The sequence below is a fragment of the Sporotomaculum syntrophicum genome (assembly GCF_009932395.1).
GTDB lineage: Bacteria > Bacillota > Desulfotomaculia > Desulfotomaculales > Desulfallaceae > Sporotomaculum > Sporotomaculum syntrophicum.
The window spans coordinates 9,952-11,569 of the sequence record NZ_LSRS01000004.1; the positions used below are offsets into that span (position 1 = coordinate 9,952).

Consider the following 1,618-nt stretch of genomic DNA (forward strand, 5'->3'; position numbering starts at 1 on the left):
GTCAGATGTTGCCTTCTGCACGGTCCACTGCATCGGCCTTCCCATTGGGGTGATTTCGGGGCTCAATCGATTCAGCTTTCGCTTCCAGCCTGCTAGTTTGCTGTCTACGCTTAGAGACGCGGATCACCCCGCGCCTCCCAAGACTCGCTATAGGTAGTTGGCTAAACTTTTCCTAGTGGGGTTCGCACCCACTATATGACACGCCCTTTGCTTGGCGCACGAACCGTCCCCTTGTGTCTATATTTTCTTATTCAAGCTGTAGAGGTGACGGACAAACGGATTGAGAAAGCGATTATTCGCATAGATAATCCAGCAGAAGATTTTTGACATTTCCCACTGCATATCAATGGCGGCTTACATCATCATGCATAGCAATCAGTCGGTTGGATACCTATCCTCCAATTTACTGAACGCATATGACAGCGCTATGCCTGCAACAAGCATGATAACAGAAAAGACCGCGGCTTGTGTAAATGATAGCTCCAACATTGCCAGACCTGCATCGGTAAAGGATGGAAATACGATAGCGGGGAAGATGGCCAGGGATGAACCTATGACCAGTCCGACGATCAAGTGGTACATGTCTGCATAATACATTTTAAATAGCCAAAACGCGAATTTAGCAAAGAGTAGGATACAGAGCACCGCTCCGATACCGAAAGGAATGAGCATAAAGAAGTCGATAAGGGAGATCGCTTCTGCCATTTTATCATATAATCCAAAATAGATAAGGAAGTTACTAGTACTTAAACCCGGCACGATGAATCCGAGCGCTACGAAAGCTCCTGAAAAAAACCATACCGGCGTGTTTGGCTGGATATCCGGCAAGGAGTTGCCGATCATCATTAAACTAAAGATCGCTACAGCGGCGACAGCTAAAATGACGTTCTGCCTAATTGCCCGTCCGAATGCTCCTGCTTTTCTGTAAAGCGAAGGAAGGGTGCCGATGACAAATCCGATGAACAAACAGACAAACTGAGCTTCGTATTTGCCGAAAGCCGCCTTCACTGCAATGGAAAAGAGGAATATACCAAATACGGCACCGATGCCGATCGGTAAGAAAAACTTCATGTTTTGTATAAAGTTCTTTCTTATGTTTGCCAAAAAAGCAATCAACTGATCGTAGATGCCGAATATAACAGCCAAGACTCCGCCAGATAACCCTGGGAGGATCGCGCCGATACCGATCAGCATGCCTTTAAAGAGGAGGACAATCCAAGCAGCGGTGCTGTTCATTGCGTGTTTAGCGGTGTTGGTGGTGTTTTTTCTCATCTTAGTAAGTTGAAGAACTCACTGCACGAGTGAGAAAATCATCTTCTTCCTTTCAAGAGTTCTAAGCATGTTTTTTGCGTGCCACGTTACTATTATATTACAACATAGTGTTAATAGCACTGTCAATCTACAAACACAAGGGGACGGTTCGAGACCACTGAAAAAGTCCATATAAAACACAAAAAGCATCCCCACCTATAGTATAATTAAGTCACCATAACAAAATATACCGGGGGATGCTTTTTATGCTAGTTGAAACCACCTTTAAACAAGGCAGCTTTTACACTGAATTATACCATATAATACCGGAGAATCACATATTAAAACGTATAGATTCCGCAATATC

At 44.4% G+C, this 1,618-nt stretch carries 2 protein-coding genes; both read right to left on the minus strand.

Translation table 11 applies throughout. The annotated features are described in order from the left end of the window. Position 1: 1 nt before the first annotated feature. Positions 2 to 127 carry a hypothetical protein gene (locus SPSYN_RS16215; protein ID WP_279279202.1) on the minus strand — a complete coding sequence of 42 codons (126 nt, stop codon included), beginning with the start codon at positions 125 to 127 and terminating at the stop codon, positions 2 to 4. A 248-nt stretch (positions 128 to 375) separates the two neighbouring features. Next, positions 376 to 1,272 carry a DUF368 domain-containing protein gene (locus tag SPSYN_RS09545; RefSeq protein ID WP_161822275.1) on the minus strand — a complete coding sequence of 299 codons (897 nt, stop codon included), beginning with the start codon at positions 1,270 to 1,272 and terminating at the stop codon, positions 376 to 378. Between the last annotated feature and the right edge of the window lie 346 nt (positions 1,273 to 1,618).